We start from the raw sequence: 17429 nt of genomic DNA, 5'->3' as shown, positions 1-17429 counted from the left end.
ACTTTAACTTTATCAGAAGGTATCCTTTTTTTGTATATTTTTTCATTTTTTAATCAAATTAAAAAAGTGATTTCCTACTTCATCTTAGTAGAAAATCACTTTTTCTGTTTTTACTGGGTTTTGTCCCAGCCTCTTTTTCTTATAGGAGTCGAAATAAATAAAAGTATTTACAGAAGATTATAAAACACTATACATTCATTTTCGTATCTGAGAAGATATAGACAAAATAAAAAGCTGAAAATCAGGAGGCGTTCATTATGGTAGGAAAAGGTATTACTGAATTATCATTCAAACCATTCACCACCAATGAATTAAAACCCAAAGGCTGGCTGTTACGACAACTACAAATTCAAGCAGAAGGACTCAGTGGGAATCTTGATAAATTTTGGCCAGACATCAAGGAGAGTAAGTGGATTGGTGGGGATAAGGAGGGCTGGGAGCGTGTACCATATTGGTTAGATGGTTTTATCCCATTAGCTTATTTATTAGACGATGAAGATATGAAAATGCGGGCCGAAAAATATATAGATGCGATCATAGATGGCCAAGAGGAAGATGGTTGGATATGCCCATGTACGAGAGATGAAAGAAATAGCTATGATATGTGGGCATTGTTTTTAATTCTAAAAGTATTGGTTGTTTATTATGAATGTAGTAATGATAAGAGGGTAGAAGAGGTAATCTATAAAGCTACAAAAAACTTTGAACGTCATATAGATACATTTACAATTTTTAATTGGGCTTCAACAAGATGGTATGAAATGCTTATTCCCCTATATTGGCTTTATGAAAGACGAAAGGAAGAGTGGCTATTAAACTTAGCTATTAAAATAAGAGTTCAGGGATTTGATTATAAGTGTTTATATGAAAATTGGCCATATGAAAGCCCGCAAGCATTTGGACACTGGAGTCAAATGAATCATATTGTCAACCAAGCAATGGCGGTTAAATCCTTAACATTATTTAGCAGGATTAGTAAGAGTGATGAAGATAAACAGTTTGCCGAAATGATGATTCAAAAGTTATCTAATTATCATGGTACAGCAACGGGCATATTTACCGGTGATGAATGTCTCTCTGGTGACAGTCCTATTCAAGGAACGGAGCTGTGTGCTGTTGCAGAATATATGTATTCCTTGGAGCATCTTCTTCAAATAACAGGCGATATGGAATGGTCAGATAAGCTTGAGTATCTTGCTTATAATGCATTGCCCGCTGCTTTTAGCTCTGATATGTGGTCACATCAATATGATCAACTCGTTAATCAAGTGGAATGTAGTCGGATTGAGGAAGGAAAACAACCCTTTAACACAAACAATGGCGAAGCACATATATATGGTCTTGAGCCACATTTTGGTTGCTGTACGGCTAATTTTAATCAGGCTTGGCCTAAATTTGCATTGTCTACATTTATGAAAACGGATAGAGGGATTGCTTGCACGGCAATTGCGCCTTCGGAAGTGGAAACAGCCCTAAAGGTTGGGACAGTAAAAATAAGTCTATCTACAGATTATCCTTTTAACGGGAAATTAACCTTTACCGTTACAGCAAATAATCCACTCGATTTTGATTTTGATATTAGAATACCTAGCTTTTGCTCACATGCTACCGTAAATGGTGAAAAGGCGAAATGCGGAGAATATTTTAATCTATCAAAAACCTGGAGTGGTATAGAAACAATCGAAGTCTTGCTTGATTTCGAGACTGAATTTATCAATCGACCAGAAGATATGGTGGCAGTGAAAAGGGGACCACTTCTATATTCCATTGCGATTAAAGATGAGTGGAAAATGATTGATTATGGGCAAGAGGAAAAATTACGGGTATTCCCTCATTGTGATTATGATGTATTTCCACAATCACAATGGAATTATGGATATGTTGATAAGGATATCCAATATAAGTTTAATGGAATAGGGAAGTTTCCATTTAGCGTAGAAGAAGCTCCAATTGAAGCCACAGCAAACGTTGTGGAAATAAACTGGCCTAAAGAAAATGGAGTTGTTTCTAGAGTTCCAGCAGATCGAAAGCCACTGAGTTCAGTGAAAAAGGTAAAACTTTTACCATATGGTTGTACGAATCTAAGAATTACGGAAATTCCATTTATAGAAGATGAGTGATTGAGCGGGAGTTAATCCGAATGTATAGGAGTAAGCCCTTACTTTTCACTACTAAAAAACCACAGGAATGCTTGATATAAAAGCATTTCTGTGGTTTTAACTGTCAAAGGTGAACTAAATTAGCGTTATCGCACGCACAAGGATGTTTAATAAAAATTGTGGTTCCCCAACCTTTTTTACTCCTGATAATAAAAATATAATTGTTATTAAATACTAGTGATAAACGCTTTTTAATATTAGCTAAACCAATATGATTCGTGACATATTCATCTTTATCAAGTTCAGTATGTAATTGCCGCAAGGAATGTTTACTCATTCCTTGTCCATTATCAGTAATACGGAAACTCATACTATTATTTCGTCGCTCTATTTTTATCCTGATCTTGCTCGTGCTCTCGCCGTCGGTCCCATGCTGAAGGCAGTTTTCTAGTATTGGTTGCAAGATGAATTTCAAGACTTGCTGATCAAGATCAGACTGGTTATATTCCCAGTATATATGAAAATCATTTTGGGATCTTATTCTCATGATCTCTACATAATTTTTAGCATTTTCAATCTCCTCTTTCAAAGTCACTGTATGACTTTTAGTTCTCAATGAGAAATTTAGAATATCGGTTAATGTTCCCAGCATTTCAGTTACTTTATTTGGTTTCCCAGTCAATGCTATTGCCCTCCAATAAATAATAGCAAGTGTATTTGATAAGAAATGTGGATTAATCTGATTATGTAAGGCAGATAACTCTGCTGATTGAAGCTGGTATTTTTGTTCGTTTAATTCTTTTTCAAGATTGTTTTGGTTTATATAATTTTTTAAAATTCCTCTGACAATCAATTGATATTCATTGTCTCTGAATGAGATATCGTTGGTTAAGTTTTCTTTCTTTTGATTCGTCATATTTAAGATCATAATAATATCACTAATATGGCGGGCATTTTTTCGGGATAAATAGTAGATGATCGCAATTCCTATAATAAATGATAAACAGACAAAAATGATGGTTAATAATCGTAACTGATTGGGGATCCAGTAAATAATATTCTTTTCAACAATAGAGTAGTATCTAAGATTATAATTCTTCGAATGAAGTTGGTTCACAATATAGACTTTATGATCCATTTTAACTTCAAATGTTTGTTGATCAGTTGTAAGATCCCAATCTTCTATATTTAACATTTCACTATTTTTATTGCCATATAATTTGTTATTCTGGTCATCTAAGACAAAAATGCTTTGATTATGATAATTATTCCATTCATTGATTAGGTCTTCAAAATAGTTCTGTTGGATATTTAAAACAATCAAACCTTCAGAAGTAGGTGCATTTGTTTTGAACACATTTTTAAATATAGTGATAAGCGGTTTTGGCTCTTCAAATGGAAATTGTGCCTCATTTCTATTTTTTATCCAAATATTTTCTTCAGTGGATGTGGGATCAAACTCGTTAAACCAAGACTGGTCATTCATGGCATCTATTGAAGTAATCCCTGTTTGAGATGTTAAAACACGATTTTTCGTATTCGTGTAAAATACATAAATGGAATGAATATAAGGTGTGGCAATTTCCTTACGCCGAAGTGTCCCTTCTTGGTATTGCAGCTTCTGGTTTTGATTAAGAGTTAGATAATCCGAATCTAAAATATCTTGAAGAGAAAGGATAATTTCAGGATTCCAGTTGTAATCCAAATTCAACAAGTGCATTTCATTTAATACAATATCCGTTTGTTGCTCTAGCTGTTGTAAGGCATTAAAGTTATTACTAGTAATGGATTCTTTCATATATTTATCTGTAATGACTATGGCAAAAGATCCTAAAATGAACAAGGGAATTAATAATGGGAAAAGAAATAGTAAAGTATTCTTTAATAAGAATTTTCTATTTCTAATCACAATGACATAGCCCTCTGATTTCGATATTCTCGCGGGGACACGCCATAGTACTTTTTAAACATTCTAGTAAAACTCTTGGGATTATTATAGCCTAAGAGGTGACTAATCTCATAAGTTTTATAATGGTAATCAATTAAAAGTTCTGCTGCTTTCTTCATTCTAATCTCCGCTAAATAAGTAGAAAAGTTTATCCCCGTCTTTTCTTTAAAAAATGTACTAATATAATTTGGGGACATTTTTAATAACTGGGATAAATCCTCAAGTGTCACCTCTGAGTAATGCTCCTCTGTATATTTTTTTATGGTCTGAGTAATGTTTTCCGAGTAACTATTGGCAGATTGGTTTCTCCTTGCGTTGTTCCATTCTTGATCCAAGTCTTTTTTGAGTATGGTAAAAACCTCTTCAATTTCTTCGTACTTTCCTGGCTTTATAATATAATCTCTTACCCCATATTTAAGGGCATTTTGGGCATAGTGAAAGTCCTTATATCCACTTAGAAAAATGATTTGAATAGGGAATTCCCTTTTCTTAACCTCTCTAGCTAAATCAATGCCATCTAATACAGGCATGCGAATATCTGTTAATACGACATCTATCGGATTTTCCTTCAAAAATTCAAGAGCTTGTTGTCCGTTTTCGCAATCATGTGTAACTGTGAAGCCAAGATTGTTCCATGGGAAGTAATTTTTTAAACCGAAACGAATTTCTTGCTCATCATCAACAAGAAGTATTTTGTACATATCGAAGCTCCTTCCGCGAAAAAAGGTATCATATTTTATGAAACAAAAGAAGAAAAGCTACTTTTATATGTAAACGCTTAATATATTGGCGGTTATAAGAGATAGGATGCCTTTTTTTGATTGGAAAATTACTATACTCTTTTTATACAGTCATTCTAATGGAAATGAAGAACAATAACAACTAATGATGAAAGAGGTGACAAACCATACTTCAAACAAAATTAACGGAATCTGTGTATGTGTTTTGTATTTACGCATTGAAGCTCGTTTATGTAAATCTTTTGTGGTTCCTTTTCACCTTATTGGGTCTCGGTATACTGGGTATTTTTCCAGCGACCGTAGCGCTTTGTAAAATACAACAACAGTGGTTAACGCAGAAAAATGAGTCTTCTCCGATATTTATCTTATATTGGCAAGAATATAAGCAGCACTTTTTAGAAGTTAATATGTTAGCGGTTACCTTGTTCATTATTGGGTTTATTATCTACTTTGATTTAAGATTTTTTGTCCAAAAAGGAGGGTTGATCAATCAAATTATCAGTATAGGTATCTATATTATATCTGTTTGGTATTTGATTGTTTTAATGTATATCTTACCCACGTATACCACATACCGACTAAAATTACATAAATATATTCAATATGCTTTTATTATCGGTATGTTAAATCCGTTGAAGACTCTTGGCTTAGCCATTGCTGCAGGCGGCATGATGTATCTATCCTTATACTTTCCACAAATTTTGTTTTCGGTGGGAGTGAGTCTCACCTTGTTCATTATCATGATCGTAGGTGGTCAAGCTATCCATCAGGTCACCATGCTTAAGGGGAGTTTCAGCAAATACTGAAGGAATAAAGAGGAGAGAGAAAAATGCAAAGAAAAAGGAAATATTGGATCGCTATTATCTTATTATGTCTAACCATTGGTATGTTGGCAGGTTGTAATTCAAAAAAAGGAAACTCTAGCGGTAAGTCTAATGGAGATCAAGTAGAGTTACGCATGGTATGGTGGGGTTCTCAGGACCGCCATGATCGCACGCTGAAAGTGATTGATCAGTACATGGAGGAAAATCCACATGTAACGATTTCTCCTGAATTCACAGGTTGGGATGGTTATTGGGAAAAGATGGCAACCCAAGCAGCAGGAGGGAATTTACCGGATATTGTACAAATGGATTATAAATATTTATCAGAATATGTAGGAAAAGGATTGCTCGCAGATTTAAATCCTTTTGTAGAAAAGGGTGCACTTGATTTAAGTGATGTGGAAGATACCTATATTGATGGTGGAAAGCTTGATGATAAACTATATGCGGTCAATATCGGGGCCAATGCGCATGCCATTCTGTTGGATAAAGCAATGTTTGAAAAAGCTGATGTACCTGTATTAGAACCTGGTTATACATGGGAAGATTTAAAGGATGTGGCCCAACAATTATCAGATAACCTGGGAGAAGGTGTATATGGTGTTCAACCACATGCAGGAGTTATGGGATTCAAGCATTATTTACGAGAACATGGGAAGTGGCTATATAACGATGAAGGAAACGGATTAGGTTATGAGGATGATCAATTACTCATTGACTTTCTACAAGTAACCGTAGATATGTTGGATTCCGGAGCGGCTGCACCACCGGATGTATTTAAGGCTACTGGTGGCAGCGTTGAACAATTACCAATCATAAATGAGAAAACGGCTATTGTGACGGATTTTCATAGTAATCAATTGATTGCTGTTGAAACGGCTGCTGGTAGACCACTAGATTTAATGCTTCAACCTATGCTGGAAGATGGGGAATTGGGTCATTACATCAAACCAGGCCAGTTCCTTTCTGTTTCGACACATTCCAAAGAACAGGAGGAGGCTGCAAAATTTATAAGCTACTTCACAAATAGTATTGAGGCCAATGACATATTAAATGCCGAACGTGGTGTTCCGATAGCAACAAAAGTCCGTGAACATTTAAAAGGAAATGCAGCTGAAGCGGGGAAGAAGATGTTTGAGTATGTAGAACTAGCTGAGGAATACAGCCGTGAAATTGATCCACCAGACCCACGAGGCTCCACTGAAATTGAAACATTATTCGAGAATGAAGTAGCAGATCCAATTTATTATGGAGAAATGACACCTGAAAAAGCTGCAGAGAACTTTAGAAAGAAAGCGACAGATATACTAGCTAAAAATAAGTAAGGGAAGTAGTACAAGAGGCTGGGCCATAACTAAATGCCAAGCTTAAAGACGAATAGCGCATTACTTGAGCGAAGGGAATATTGCGGGAAGTAAGACTTCAGATAGATCTCGGAAGGCGAAGCCTGAGGAGACTTGCCACACGCCCGCGGCAAGCGGAGTGGACTATATGCTCCATGCTAGTTCGTCTTTTCTTTGGTGAAAACGTCTTTGCCTCAGCCTCTTTACGATTATAAATAAATTGGAGGTAGAACAAGTGGCCGGAAAAATAGCTGAGCAGGTAAGGAAGGCACATCTGTATCAATCAAATAAACCGCAAAACAGCATAAAAAATGATTTAATTGGTTTAGGCTTTATCGCCCCATGGTTAATAGGATTTTTAGGCTTTATTGTTGGACCAATGATCGCATCTTTTTATTTTTCCTTTACCAATTATGATCTATTGTCCGAGCCCTCTTGGGTTGGCTTTGATAATTATATTAAGATGTTTATAAATGATGACCGTTTTTGGAGAGCTGTTAAGATTACTTTTATTTTTGTATTCGTTAGTGTTCCACTTAAATTAGCATTTGCCCTTTTTGTTGCCATGTTATTTAATACAAATCGTCGTGGTGTAGGGTTATATCGCACTTTATATTATATCCCATCTATTTTAGGTGGAAGCGTAGCGATTGCGGTCGTATGGAAGCAACTTTTTGGTGGAGAGGGCGCAGTAAATGACATACTATCCATTTTTGGAGTTCCGTCCATTAGTTGGGTCACAAGCCCAAATTTTGCTCTCTCTACATTAATTTTGTTAGTTATTTGGCAATTCGGCTCGCCAATGCTCATTTTCTTAGCAGGTTTGAAGGCGATTCCTAATGAACTTTATGAAGCAGCTGCTGTGGATGGGGCCAATCCCTTTTTAAGATTTATGAAAATTACTCTACCGATGCTATCACCTGTTATATTCTTCAACTTAGTTATGCAAACGATTCAAGGATTTATGGCTTTTACTCAAAGTTTTTTAATTACGGAAGGCGGACCAATGGATCGTACCTTATTCTATGCCGTGTATTTATATGAGAAAGCATTTGGGCATTTTGATATGGGATATGCTTCCGCATTAGCTTGGATTTTGTTACTTATTTGTGCAATATTCACAGCTTTTATTTTCCGAACGGCGAAAAGTTGGGTTTATTATGAATCAGAAGGAGGGAGGTAAAGTTGAGGAAGAATAAAACAGTCAAAACATGGATTTATCATGGAGGTATATTGCTTTTAGGGTTATTGATGATTTACCCAATATTATGGACGATTGCAAGCTCCTTGAAACCGGAAAGTGAAATCTTTCGAAATGCTGTCTCCTTAATTCCTTCTGAATGGAAATGGGAGAACTATGTAACAGGGTGGGAAGGGTTTGGAAATTTAAGCTTCTCAACTTTTTTTCTTAATTCTACCTTTGTCACAACAATGGTGGTCATTGGTACTTTATTTTCGTCAACCTTAGTTGCCTTTGGATTTGCGAGACTTAAATTCAGGTTTCGCACCCCTTTATTTGTATGTATGATTGTAACGTTAATGTTACCTCAACAAGTAACCTTAATTCCGCAGTATATTTTATTTCATAATTTAGGATGGGTAAATACATATTTACCTCTAATTGTACCCGCATTTATTGGAGGCACCCCTTTTTTTATCTTTTTGATGATCCAATTTATTAGGGGGATACCTAGAGAGTTAGATGAGGCAGCTTATATGGATGGTGCAACCACTTTAGGCATTTTCTGGCGGGTAATTTTACCTTTAACTATACCAGCTCTTGCCACTGTCGCAATCTTTTCTTTCTATTGGACATGGGATGATTTTATGACACCACTTGTTTATTTAAATGATACAAAATTATATACAGTTGCATTGGGTTTACAACTTTTTTCCGACCCTTCTTCTGTATCTGCTTGGGGCCCAATGTTTGCAATGTCAGTAGCATCCATCGTCCCGCAGTTACTGATTTTCTTGTTTTTCCAAAAATACTTAGTAGAAGGGATTACGGCTGGAGGAGTGAAGGGGTAAGCATAAAACTGGCTCTCATTAAAATGCATTAACGCGAAAATTTTATCCCGTCTAGGGAGCTAACTGTCTTAATTTGCTTCTACCAGTATACCAGCTGCCTATTCTTTATGTGTTTAGAATAAAGAAAGAATATTCGTTTTTCTACAAGGCATTCTTTTCGCTACCCGAATGAAAAGAGAGTAAATCATGGCGGCATAACTTAACGTTTCCGGAGCACCACGATAGGTCTTTTTAGAGACAGCCCAAAAGAAAGGGGATATCAATTCTCTCGAAGATCCAACCATATTTTTCATTTGGCGATATTTCCTATAACTTTTCCATGCTGAATAGACTTTCTTGTACTATACTCTACATAGGGAGTTCAATCCTTTCATCTCTGTGTAGAGTTGCCGTAACTATACATTTCGAGATGTGAGGAGGTACCCCTTTTCTCTTTCCTTAAAAACTTAGTCATATCAGAGGGTTTGAATTATGAAATTTACTCTGCGAAAGTTGAGATATAAGTTTAATGGAATAGGGAAGTTTCCATTTAATGCCGAAGAAGCTCCAATTGAAGCCACAGCAAACGTTGTTGAAATAAACTGGCCTAAAGAAAATGGAATTGTTACTAGAGTTCCAGCAGATAGAAAGCCACTTAGTTCAGTGAAAAAGGTAAAACTTTTACCATATGGTGGTACGAACCTAAAAATGACTGAAATCCCATTTATAGAATAATAAGCGAAATTTACTAGCTAGTGAAAGATGAGTATCTGAGTAGTACTTTGTCTTCGGTTGTGGGGGAGTGAGTACAAAAAATGATACATGTATTTAGTGTACACTTCTTTTCTAAGACATTAGGACAACTAGCTGATTAGTGGTATTGCCAGGTAGAAATCAAAATCACCTAAGAAACAAGTAAAACAATAAGCATATTTATAACTATAGTTAATAATTATTGTTGACTGATTATTATTCAATAGTTATACTTGCTATAACGTTTTAGCAAAAAGGAGTAATAGTATGGTCAGTATTAAGAAAATAGCTGAATTAGCTGGTGTATCTATGAGTACTGCGTCTTTTATTTTAAATGGTAAAGGAGATGAGGCTCGAATAGCGAAAGCAACTCAAAAGAAAGTATTAGAACTTGCAAGAGAATTGGGATACAGTCCAAATATTGCCGCTCGAAGACTTAGAGGTGGAAAAGGAAATATGGTTCCTGTAATTGCCATTTTTTGGACTATTGATACTCGTACCTCACTCATTAGCCGATTTTTAAGAGGAATTAATTTCAGCTATCACAGTCATGAAAGCGAATTCGAATTAGTCATTCAACCATATGTTAACTCCGAATTAAAAAATGTAAAGAGCTTATTTACAGGAAACAACTTTAATGGCGCTATTATCGCTAATGCTTCTGATGAAGATCTACTCCATTTAGAAAATAATGAAGTGAATGTCCCAATTGTTTTGTATCAACGAAAATCAAAGAAGTTTAGTTCTGTTTTGGTAGATAGTGTCCAAACAGGCAGCGATGTAGCAAGATTATTCCATTCACGGAAACATAAAAACGTTGGATTGATTCAGCCGAGTATATCTTCTCAGGCAGTTCAACTTAGAAAAGAAGGTTTCTTAAATGAACTTAAGAAATATGAAATGTATCTTTCAGACCAACACATTATAGAAGGGGATTTTTCGGAAGAAGGAGGCTATCATTGCGCGCTTGAATTAATCAATCAACAGATTTTACCGTCAGCCATCTTTTCATTAAGTGATCATATGGCCATTGGGGCATTAGCAGCATTTCATAAAGCAGGGATCAATATACCTAAAGATATTGAAATGATTGGGTACGATGATAACGAAAATTCAAGATTTTCTATCCCCTCTTTAACAACGGTCCACTTACCTGTTGAAGACATGGCAAATGAATGTCTCAACATATTATTGGAGCTTATTCATCAAAAAGCAAAACAGCCTATTGCAAGAGAATGGACTACTTCCATCGTAATCCGTGATAGTTGTGGAGATTTTTTTTAAAATGGCTTTATTGCTAAAACGTTATAGCTAAAAAGGGAGATGTGATATGACTTTTGCAATTGAAAATGGGGTTTGGCCGACTATGGTGACCTTATATACAAAGAAAAATCAAATCGACTATCAGGCTATGAAAGAATTAATAAATTGGTATAAATTACATGATGTAAACGGGTTATTTGCCATCTGTCAATCAAGTGAAATGTTTTCTCTATCCCTTGAAGAGAAAGTAGATTTAGCACGATTTATCAAGAAGGAAGCTAAGTCTATGCAGATCATTGCATCTGGCCACACTTCCGATGAACTAGAAGCGCAAGTTAATGAGATTAGGAAAATATCTGATACTGGAATTGATGCTTTTGTTTTAGTGAGCAATCGGCTAGCTAAACAAAGTGAATCTGATGATGTATTTAAGCAGAATGTAGAAACGATATTATCCGAAATACCTAAAGTGAGATTTGGAATCTATGAATGTCCATATCCATATAAAAGACTTGTTTCCCCCTCTCTATTAAAATGGTTAGCTGAAACAGGCAGATTTTACTTTTTAAAAGACACCAGTTGTGACCTGCATCAATTAAAACTAAAAATGCAAGCTATTGAAGGGACTTCTTTAAAGATTTTTAATGCTAATTCGACAACTCTATTTGAATCCTTAAAGTACGGAATTCATGGCTATAGTGGAGTCATGGCTAATTTCCATCCGGAATTATATTCTTGGTTACAAAGCAATTGGGAAGAGTTTAGTGAGAAGGCGAAATCTATTCAAGCATTTCTTTCCATGACTTCCCTGTATGAACTGCAAAATTATCCTAAAAACGCAAAATATTTTTTATATTTAAATGGTGTAGCCAATACCTATATTACTCGGACAAATCAACATTTAACATTAACTGAGTTCCACAAAAAGGAAATTCAAAACTTGCAAATGATGACAGACTATGTAAAGAAGCAGTTATTCATAAATTGAAATAGCTGGAGGATATAGAGGATCCTAAAAAACGAAAAAAAGATTAATCGATGTGGTGACAGATAAAAGTTAAGTAAAAGAATGAACGTTTAGATATAGTTCAGATATCGCTCAATGTCTTTACTTGATCAACTTTTTTACAATTATGGAGGAGAAAATGAATATTCTGAAATTGGAAAAGGAATATATTTTTAAGGATGATCGTCCTTTTCAATGTTGTCATGCTTCTACGATCGTTCATTTACCAAATAATGAATTTCTAGCAGCATGGTTTGCCGGAACACAAGAAGGAGCTTCAGATGTTGATATATGGTGTGCTCGAAAACAACATGGAAAATGGTCAACCCCATATAAAATATGCGGGGAAGAAGGTTTACCACACTGGAATCCTGTTTTATTTAAAGGGAATAATCATATCTTGTATTTGTATTATAAGGTAGGTTATACGATCCCTAAATGGCATACAAGAGTAATAGAATCAAAAGATAATGGAAAAACATGGTCAGCACCAAAAGAGCTAGTGCCTGGTGATATCGGAGGAAGAGGCCCGGTTAGAAATAAACCCATCATCTTGGAAAATGGAAATTGGCTTGCTCCGGCTTCTATTGAAGAGGGAAATTGGGATGTATTTGTAGATATATCTAGAGATCAAGGAGAATCCTGGGAGAGCACAGATCAAATCTTTCTAGATCATAGCCTCACCAAAGGAGACGGTATTATCCAACCTACTCTTTGGGAATCACAAACAAATAAAGTACATATGCTGATGCGCAGTACCGAGGGAGCGATTTATAGAAGCGATTCAGAGGATGGGGGAGAAACGTGGAGTCCAGCCTATCCGACACCCTTACCTAATAATAATAGCGGAATTGATTTAGTTAAACTTGGAAATGGCTCACTCGTGTTGATATACAATCCTGTTAGAACAAGTGGTGTCCGAACCCCCTTAGTCCTTCGTTACTCAACAGATAATGGAGATAGTTGGCAAGGAGAAATCTCTCTAGAAACAAATGAAGGAGAATATTCGTATCCTGCGATCATATCCGATGGCAATAAAACCTATATCACTTATACGTGGAAAAGAGAAAGAATTGTATTCTGGAAAATTGAGTGGAAATAAACAAAGTAGAAATTTAAGATAGTTATCAAACACTAAAATAGGATTAATTATTTCAGAAGAAATGGAGTTCTTATCTTTTAAATTATCCGTGTAAAGAGAGCGCTTTATTATTGGTTGTTTTAATAAAATCCTATCAAACTTAGATGAAAATACGTTTTATGATATGGAGGTATTTATTTATGAATAGAGTTTTTAAAATGTTGGCTTTAATGACAATGGCTATACTTGGCTTTTCACTCCTTGTGGCATGTGGTGAATCACCAACCCCTTCCAATACTTCTGAACAGAAGACAAAGGATAACGTTGAGCAAGAACAGGAAGAAATTACGCTAATCTGGGCATATCAAGGAAATGAAGAACAATATTATGAGGATGTCGGTCAATATATTGAAGAAAAGTTCCCACAAATTAACATTGATGTATATGATGCAGGGACCGATCATCCAGAGACGCTTGAAGATTTAATTGCTAAAGGAAAGGTTCCAGATATTGTTACGATGGGGGCGATTAGTCATACAGGTCATTTAGCAAGGTATGAATTGGCGTATGATATGAGCGATTTAATTGAAGAAACAGGTTTTGATTTAGATCGCTTTGAGCCTTCATTTATTGAATTTGCGCGGAACCAAGATCCAAAGCAAGAGGGTGAGCTCGTCGTTATTCCAATGACACGCCCAACTTATTCTTTGCATTATAACAAAGACGTATTTGACATACTTGGCTATGACTATCCTACAGACGGAATGACATGGGAAGAAGTAACAGAACTTGCTAAAGACCTAACTCAAGAAAGGGACGGGGTTCAGTACCGTGGCTTAGACCTAGATACGCCTTATGATGCTTATACACAATTTAGCCAGAATTCCATCGATCCCGAAACCAACGAAGTGTTAATTACGCAATCAGAGGCTTATAAAAGATACTTAGGGCTGATAGGTGATGTAACATCTATCCCAGGAAATTATCCTGGAGAAAAACCTGGTGATCTTCTACATAATTGGGGAGAGGAATTCGGTAAAGGGAACGTTGCGATGACGGCGATTGGTACTAATTTTGGTTGGTTGGAACAAGATAATATTGATATTGTCACATATCCAGCTTGGGAGGGATATGAAGGCATTGCTCCGCAACCAAGAGGTAGGGGACACGCTATTACCGCTCCAAGTGAACACAAAGAAGCTGCATTAGAGATTATCGATTTTCTGCTATCCGATGAAATTCAAATAACAAAATCAAAAGAAGGAACAGCCTCACCATTAGCAGATCCAAAAATTCATGAAGTTTATTTGGAAAATAAACCTGAATACAAAGATAAGAATTTTGCATCATTATTTATGCATGGATATGCAATTGGGCCATCCAAAATGCCGAAGTATGATGATGGGGTGATTACAATGGCTGGTATTAATTATGTGAATTCAGGTAAGGATTTAAATGAATATTTAAGAATTCTTCAAGATGAGGCTGAGGAGAATGTTCGTACTCAAATGGAACAGGAGTAGGTCAAACAAGCCACACTCCTATTCGTTATATGTTTAGAATAAAGAAAGCCCAATCGTTTTTTTGCTAGGTATTCGCTTTCAAAATAGTATGATAGAATAAAATAAGCAACTGCATATTGTAGGGATCGGGACAACCATCCTGATGGCAGTAGTCACCGGAGAAGTGCTTTAGCACTTCTCATTTTATATACTTCGATTAATGTATTCTTTTAGAGGGGTTGATATCGTGAAACAACAAAAAAATTGGGCTGGAAATCTTATATATCAAGCAAAACATTGGCATGAACCAAGCAATGTAGAAGAAATTCAACAGATTGTCAAAGAAGCAACTCATGTCCGGGTGGTAGGCTCGCGTCATTCTTTTAATAATATTGCAGATTCAGATGATACCATTCTCTCTTTAGGGAATCTAAACCGTGTACTAGCCTTTGATAAAGAAAAGCAAACGGTCACGATAGAAGGTGGGATGAGGTATGGGGAATTAAGTTCATATCTTGAGGAGCGTGGCTTTGCTTTACCTAATTTGGCTTCTTTACCGCATATTTCGGTTGCAGGTGCTTGTGCGACAGCAACACATGGATCTGGTGATCAAAATCAATGTTTGTCTAGTAGTATAAGAGCGATGAAGGTTGCCAGGGCAAATGGAGAAATAGTAGAGTTTTCTCAAGATAAGAATCGAGAAGAGTGGCAAGGGGCAGCCGTTCATTTAGGGGCATTAGGTGTCATTATTGAGTTGACATTAGCTGTGATCCCTAGTTATCAAGTGAGTCAATATGTGTATGAACATCTGCCATTTGTCCAATTGCCAGGACATTTAGATGAAATCTTCTCCAGTGCTTACAGTGTTAGTTTGTTTACAGATTGGAAGCAGGATGCTATTAACCAAGTGTGGTTGAAGCAATTATCAGCTGACAAATCGTCCGTAAGATCGGAGCTATATGGTGCATTACCAGCAAAAGCCAATGCACACCCTATTCAAGGAATAGAGAGCATTAACTGTACGGAACAAATGGGAGTGGATGGCTCTTGGTTTGATCGATTGCCTCATTTTCGTCTTGATTTTATGCCAAGCAGCGGAAGTGAGTTGCAATCGGAGTATCTGATTCCGCGGCAATATGCTATGGAGTCATTGCAGGTCATTGGGGAGATGCGTGCAAAGATATCCCCTTTACTCCATGTGAATGAAATCCGCAGTGTAGCAAAGGATGACTTTTGGTTAAGTCCAAGCTATCACCAAGATGTCATCGGCCTTCATTTTACTTGGAAGGATAATTGGAAAGCTGTTCAACAAGTCCTCCCGCAAATTGAAGCAGCAATAGAGCCATTTCAGGCACGGCCCCACTGGGCAAAAGTATTCACCATGCCGAAGGAAAAAGTCCAATCCTTCTACGAAAAATTACCAGAATTCAGACAACTACTAATAGAAAATGATCCGGAAGGAAAATTTCGCAATAAATTTATAAACCATTATATCTTCTAAAATGGGGGCCAAATTGGGGGCCTGTCCCCCACCATGGTAACGCTGTACCACATTGGGGGACAGACCCCGATTAAAGAAAGGGCCCAAGAACGCTGTTATAGAAACGTTCTTGGGCTCTTCATTTAGGCAATCTCTTTACTTCATGAAACTCTTTATACAGCTTTCTTCTTAATTTTTCAAATCTTCGATAGAATTAACGTCTTCCATATATGCTGGAACACCTAAACCTTGACGTACTCCCTCCATATTTGCACCTAGATCGTCTAATTCATCTTCATACTTTTCGATGTAATTTTGATGGGTGACCGGAAGCCAAGCTGCCATTGTTGCATCTGCACTTCCATCCGCAACCCCCGCGAACATCGGGCCAGGTTCTACTGAAGATATGGTTACGTCATATCCTATACTTTCTAGTACTTGTTTCATCATAAAATGGCTGGCAATTTCACTATCCCATGGGGCGTAGGCGAGTTTAATTTTATCCCCGTCCACCTCAGGTACACCTTCCGTCCATTCTGCAACCTTGTCCTGATTATCATTTACCCAATTCTCTGCTGCAACATCAGGATCTTCTCCGTCTTCAATGTCTACCATAATATCCCCCATATCTTCTGTTTCCCAATGAAAACGTTCCAATATGGTGTAGGCTTCAGGCATGTCCTCTTTTAATCCTGTTCTAGCAAGTGTGTGAATTTCTTCCTCATCCCCATATATTAAATCTGGATCATCCAAGAATTTGAGATCATATTTTATAAACTTCCAATGTGGACTCCATGCAGCAAATACAATTGGTTCCTGTTTATCATATGCCTTTTTCAATGCAGCTGTCATAGAAGCCCCGGATCCTGTAATGAGATTCCAATCATCAAGCCCATAATCCTCCATCGCTTTTTCCGTTTCTTGCATAAGCCCGGAGCCAGGATCGGTTCCAACGATTGTATAGTCAACCTGTTCTCCAACAGTTTGATCTTCTGCCTTTTCATCATCAGTACCACAGGCCGCAAGTCCAATTGCTAACAATGTGGCTATTCCCATTCCTTTAATTAGTTTGAAATTCTTCATAGATGTAAACCCCCTGTAGTATGTCTAGTTATGAGAGCTGTATAAAGAGGGGGAAGGAAAAATATAGTGAGTATAAACGGACTACTTTGCCTATCTATTTGCACTCGCAAAAAGCGTACAAATTCAACTATAGTGTGTATCTTCTTTTTGAGCAACGCGCATATAGATACGTTATCGATGTGGAGCGAACGTAAGAGCATATTTAATGGACAATTAACGACGTTAACTTATAAATACTAGTATATCCTTTGATTATAGGCATGTTATAACATAAAGAATTATGAGAATCGTTGTTAA

General features: G+C 36.6%; 14 protein-coding genes and 1 pseudogene. 12 read left to right on the top strand and 3 right to left on the bottom strand.

All coding sequences use genetic code 11. The features are described 5' to 3' along the window. Window positions 1–257: 257 nt before the first annotated feature. On the top strand, window positions 258–2120 hold the full coding sequence (locus tag KI375_RS10260; RefSeq protein ID WP_212973399.1) for a beta-L-arabinofuranosidase domain-containing protein: 1863 nt from the start codon (window positions 258–260) through the stop codon (window positions 2118–2120). A 103-nt stretch (window positions 2121–2223) separates the two neighbouring features. Here the strand turns inward: KI375_RS10260 and KI375_RS10255 are convergent, their stop codons facing one another. Beyond that, complete coding sequence (locus KI375_RS10255; RefSeq protein WP_212973398.1) at window positions 2224–4008, bottom strand: sensor histidine kinase; 1785 nt, start codon at window positions 4006–4008, stop codon at window positions 2224–2226. After that, window positions 4005–4748 (bottom strand): response regulator transcription factor, encoded by a 744-nt coding sequence (locus KI375_RS10250; protein ID WP_212973397.1) that lies wholly within the window; start codon window positions 4746–4748, stop codon window positions 4005–4007. The genes KI375_RS10255 and KI375_RS10250 overlap by 4 nt, the downstream gene beginning before the upstream one ends. Before the next feature lie 233 nt (window positions 4749–4981). On the opposite strand from KI375_RS10250, the pseudogene KI375_RS27935 reads away from it, so the two are divergent. From KI375_RS27935 to KI375_RS10200, 11 genes and pseudogenes are all read left to right on the top strand, one after another. Next, window positions 4982–5185, top strand: a pseudogene (locus tag KI375_RS27935) (DUF624 domain-containing protein); the annotation flags it as partial. Window positions 5186–5269: 84 nt separating this feature from the next. Further along, the gene (locus KI375_RS27355) at window positions 5270–5593 is read left to right on the top strand and encodes a YesL family protein (RefSeq protein WP_244852508.1); all 324 of its coding nucleotides are present in this window, start codon (window positions 5270–5272) and stop codon (window positions 5591–5593) included. Between the two features lie 23 nt (window positions 5594–5616). Beyond that, a complete protein-coding gene (locus tag KI375_RS10240; RefSeq protein WP_212973395.1) occupies window positions 5617–6936 on the top strand; it encodes an ABC transporter substrate-binding protein in 1320 nt (439 codons plus the stop codon). Window positions 6937–7228: 292 nt separating this feature from the next. Then, window positions 7229–8137, top strand: a complete 909-nt coding sequence (locus KI375_RS10235) for a carbohydrate ABC transporter permease (protein ID WP_212973427.1) — start codon at window positions 7229–7231, stop codon at window positions 8135–8137. A gap of 68 nt (window positions 8138–8205) precedes the next feature. Next, window positions 8206–8985 carry a carbohydrate ABC transporter permease gene (locus KI375_RS10230; RefSeq protein WP_212973426.1) on the top strand — a complete coding sequence of 260 codons (780 nt, stop codon included), beginning with the start codon at window positions 8206–8208 and terminating at the stop codon, window positions 8983–8985. A gap of 471 nt (window positions 8986–9456) precedes the next feature. Beyond that, a complete protein-coding gene (locus KI375_RS10225; RefSeq protein WP_212973394.1) occupies window positions 9457–9699 on the top strand; it encodes a hypothetical protein in 243 nt (80 codons plus the stop codon). A gap of 285 nt (window positions 9700–9984) precedes the next feature. Next, window positions 9985–11001 carry a LacI family DNA-binding transcriptional regulator gene (locus tag KI375_RS10220; RefSeq protein WP_212973393.1) on the top strand — a complete coding sequence of 339 codons (1017 nt, stop codon included), beginning with the start codon at window positions 9985–9987 and terminating at the stop codon, window positions 10999–11001. 46 nt (window positions 11002–11047) lie between these two features. After that, window positions 11048–11968 (top strand): dihydrodipicolinate synthase family protein, encoded by a 921-nt coding sequence (locus tag KI375_RS10215; RefSeq protein WP_212973392.1) that lies wholly within the window; start codon window positions 11048–11050, stop codon window positions 11966–11968. 157 nt (window positions 11969–12125) lie between these two features. After that, window positions 12126–13088, top strand: coding sequence for a sialidase family protein (locus tag KI375_RS10210; RefSeq protein ID WP_212973391.1), 963 nt, complete (start codon window positions 12126–12128; stop codon window positions 13086–13088). Between the two features lie 179 nt (window positions 13089–13267). Beyond that, window positions 13268–14590, top strand: coding sequence for an ABC transporter substrate-binding protein (locus KI375_RS10205; protein WP_212973390.1), 1323 nt, complete (start codon window positions 13268–13270; stop codon window positions 14588–14590). A gap of 226 nt (window positions 14591–14816) precedes the next feature. Beyond that, window positions 14817–16070 (top strand): FAD-binding protein, encoded by a 1254-nt coding sequence (locus KI375_RS10200; protein WP_212973389.1) that lies wholly within the window; start codon window positions 14817–14819, stop codon window positions 16068–16070. Between the two features lie 168 nt (window positions 16071–16238). Here KI375_RS10200 and KI375_RS10195 read toward each other — a convergent pair whose 3' ends face one another. After that, window positions 16239–17132 carry a glycine betaine ABC transporter substrate-binding protein gene (locus tag KI375_RS10195; protein WP_212973388.1) on the bottom strand — a complete coding sequence of 298 codons (894 nt, stop codon included), beginning with the start codon at window positions 17130–17132 and terminating at the stop codon, window positions 16239–16241. Window positions 17133–17429: the final 297 nt, after the last annotated feature.

Origin of the sequence: Bacillus sp. J14TS2 (assembly GCF_018333015.1) — a bacterium.
GTDB lineage: Bacteria > Bacillota > Bacilli > Bacillales > Bacillaceae_C > Lederbergia.
The sequence above is the reverse complement of the archived record's forward strand: the minus strand, read 5'-3'. Positions and strand labels throughout refer to the sequence as shown.